Raw genomic sequence first — 2,856 nt, 5'->3', positions numbered from 1 at the left:
AATCTCTATGGCACCAGCGGGCGGCCGGCGCTGCCGAAAACCTTCCGCACCGTGGTCGGCACCGATGTCGATTCCGCGGTCTGGGATTCCGACAGTTACTGCGGCGGCTATTTCGAAAACGTCGGACTGGAAACCACGCAGCTGTGGTTGAACACCTGCTCGGACGGCTTCCTCAACTGCAGCAGTCAATCGGCCGCGGGCACGGTCTGGTTCCAGGACAAGAGTCGCATGGCCGGCAGCGAACCGCTGTCGCACAACCAGAGTCGCCGGGCCTGTTTCGGGCTCGATTCGATTCTCCGCACCGACATGTCGAAGTGAGGACCGCACCCATGCGCAATCAACTCATCGCCCTCATCCTCGCGTCGGTGTCGTTGCCGGTGCTGGCCATCAATTCTGGCGTGGATACGCCGCGCCGCGGCGATCTCGTCGCCGATGGTCTCGTCGCCCTGCCCGCACCTGCCGGCCAGATCGAACGCAAACCACTGTCTTTCAGCTGGGCACTGGATCCGAACGCCAGCGTCGGCGAGCAGACGCCCTACACCTCGGAAAGCCGCGAATTCTGGACGCAGGTCGAAGGCATCGAACTGAGCAAAGGTTTTGCGATCGATACCAGCGCGCCTGGCGCGGTGATCCGCATCAGCCCGATCGGCAAAGCCGCGCCGGTTTCGCCTGATCGTCTCGATCTCCTGCGCGATGGCAAATCGATCGCCAGCGCGCTGGCGTTTTCGCAGCGGACCACCGCCGCGCAATTGCAGCAGGCCGGCATGCCGATCGACAGCGGCGCCGCGGTCGTGCAGATCGATGCGGCGCAGGGACAGGGCCGCTTCCAGTTGCAGATGAGCGCGGCCAACGGTCGCTATCTCGTGCACGTGTTCGAACCCGCCAGTCCGTATGTGCTGCACGCAAGCACCGACCGCGCCAACCTGCTCGCCGGTGGCGAGGTGGAAGTGCGCGCGATGCTGGGCAAGGGCAGTACCGGTCTTGCTGGTTCGCAACTCGCGGGCTTGCTGGTGTCGCCCTCGGGCAAGAGCTACGACATCGTGTTCAAGGCCGGCAGCAACGGCATGCAGCGTGCAATGGCGCGCATTCCGGTCGATGCCGGAAGTGAGCCCGGTCTTTGGGATGTGCAGGTGTTCGCCGGCGCCAGCGATGGCGGCGGTCGCATCCAGCGCGATACCCGCACCGCGATTTCCGTCGCACAGCCGACTGCGAGACTGGGCAGCAGCTACGACTTCGACGCGATGAATCTCGGCTTCCGCCTGCCGGTGCAGGTCGGTTCGCCGGGGCGTTACGAATTGCGCGGCACCTTGTTCGCGACCGGGCCCGACGGCGTCGCGCGCCCGGTGTCGGAAGCGCACAGCGCGGCGTGGTTCGAACGCGGCCAACGCGCATTGACGTTGACCTTCGAACGCGCGCATCTGCCTGCGGGTTATGGCGCACCGTTCGAAGTACGGCAGGTACAACTCAACGACCAGAGCCGCATGGGTCAGCTGGAAAGTCGCGAGCTCGCGGCGCGCTTCGGTTCGCCGGCGCCCGTGGTCGCGCAATTGCCGTCGCCGAAGCCCGCGGTGATCGCACCGAACAAGCCCGGCGTGATCGTGCCGACGCCTGGTCGTGGCGGCGCGCGTCGCTTCGATAGCGGCGAATGATCCGGCGCCAGTAGGCGCGCGCAACACGATGGGTGAGAATGACGGCCGGGCCAACGCCCGGCCGTTTTCATTCGAGCGCCCGCATGGATGCCGACCTGCGCCGTTACGCGGCGTTCTACTTTTGCTACTACGCCGCCCTCGGCGCCTACACACCGTATATCGGTCGCTGGGTCGCTGCGCTTGGGCATGGCGGTTATGTCGTCGGTACGATGCTGGGGCTCTGGTACGCGACACGCATCGTCGGCCCGCCGTTGTGGGCGCGTTACGTGCAGCGCAGTGCGCGGCCCGGCCACTGGTTCGTCGCCGGCGCGCTGCTGACCTTGCTGTGCTTTTCCGGTTTCACGCTCACGCGCAGCGCCTGGTCGCTGTTCGCGGTGATGACGGTGTTCGGCTTGGTCTACAACGCGGTGATGCCGCAGTTCGAAGCGATGACGCTGGCCGCGTTAGGTGCGCGCAGTGCCGACTATGGACGCATCCGCGTCTGGGGTTCGGTGGGTTTTCTGATCGTCGCCTCGACCTATGGCGGCCTGCTTGACCATCTCGGCAGCACGGCGTTTCCCTGGGTCACCCTGCCCTTGCTGGCGATGATGGTCGGCGCCGCCTGGCCGCATCGCGACGACGTGCCGCCCGAGCATCTCGACAGCGTCAGCGATGCCGGTCATCTGTGGAAACGTCCGGGCGTGCGTCGCTTCCTGCTGGTCGCGCTGCTGATGCAGGCCGGCTTCGGCGCGTTCTATGTTTTCTACACCTTGCACCTGGCCGCGCATGGCCACAGCGGCACGGTGATCGGCCTGCTCTGGGGCCTGGGCGTGCTGATCGAGATCGCGATGTTCTGGCAGGCGCCGAAACTGATCGCGCGTTTCGGCGCACCGGCGCTGATGAGTTTCTGCATCGGCATCACCGTGCTGCGCTGGGCAGTCACCGCGATCTTCGCCGATTCCTTGAGTTGGATGATCGCCGCGCAACTGACGCATGCTTTCAGCTTCGCGATCTTCCACGCCTGCTGCATGCGTCAGATGGCGGACTTCTTCCCCGGCAAACGCGCCGCTGCCGGGCAGAGTCTGCTGTACGGTTTTTCATCGGGCGTCGGTGGTGTTCTCGGCGCGGGCTTGTCGGCGCTGATGTGGCAGTGGCAGGGCGGCTTCGCGGCGTTCCTCGCGGGCGCGGTGGTGACGGCGTTCGCTTGGATTGTTTATGCGTTGCGCGG

General features: G+C 65.7%; 2 protein-coding genes and 1 pseudogene. All 3 read left to right on the top strand.

All coding sequences use genetic code 11. From position 1 onward, the window contains the following. Positions 1 to 318 (top strand): annotated as a pseudogene (locus VKM35_RS10210) (hypothetical protein); the annotation flags it as partial. A gap of 11 nt (positions 319 to 329) precedes the next feature. Further along, positions 330 to 1,649, top strand: a complete 1,320-nt coding sequence (locus tag VKM35_RS10205; protein WP_324320914.1) for a DUF4785 domain-containing protein — start codon at positions 330 to 332, stop codon at positions 1,647 to 1,649. An 83-nt stretch (positions 1,650 to 1,732) separates the two neighbouring features. Beyond that, positions 1,733 to 2,856: MFS transporter (locus VKM35_RS10200; protein WP_324320913.1), on the top strand; the 1,124-nt coding region annotated here is incomplete at its 3' end.

The sequence above is a fragment of the Arenimonas sp. genome (genome assembly GCF_035312645.1).
Classification (GTDB): domain Bacteria; phylum Pseudomonadota; class Gammaproteobacteria; order Xanthomonadales; family Xanthomonadaceae; genus Arenimonas.
Note: the sequence above shows the minus strand (reverse complement) of the source record. Positions and strands in the feature narration are given on the sequence as shown.

Excerpts from the sequence above, each read along its gene's own strand:
- VKM35_RS10205 (WP_324320914.1), top strand. The coding sequence starts at position 330 with ATGCGCAATCAACTCATCGCCCTCATCCTCGCGTCGGTGTCGTTGCCG.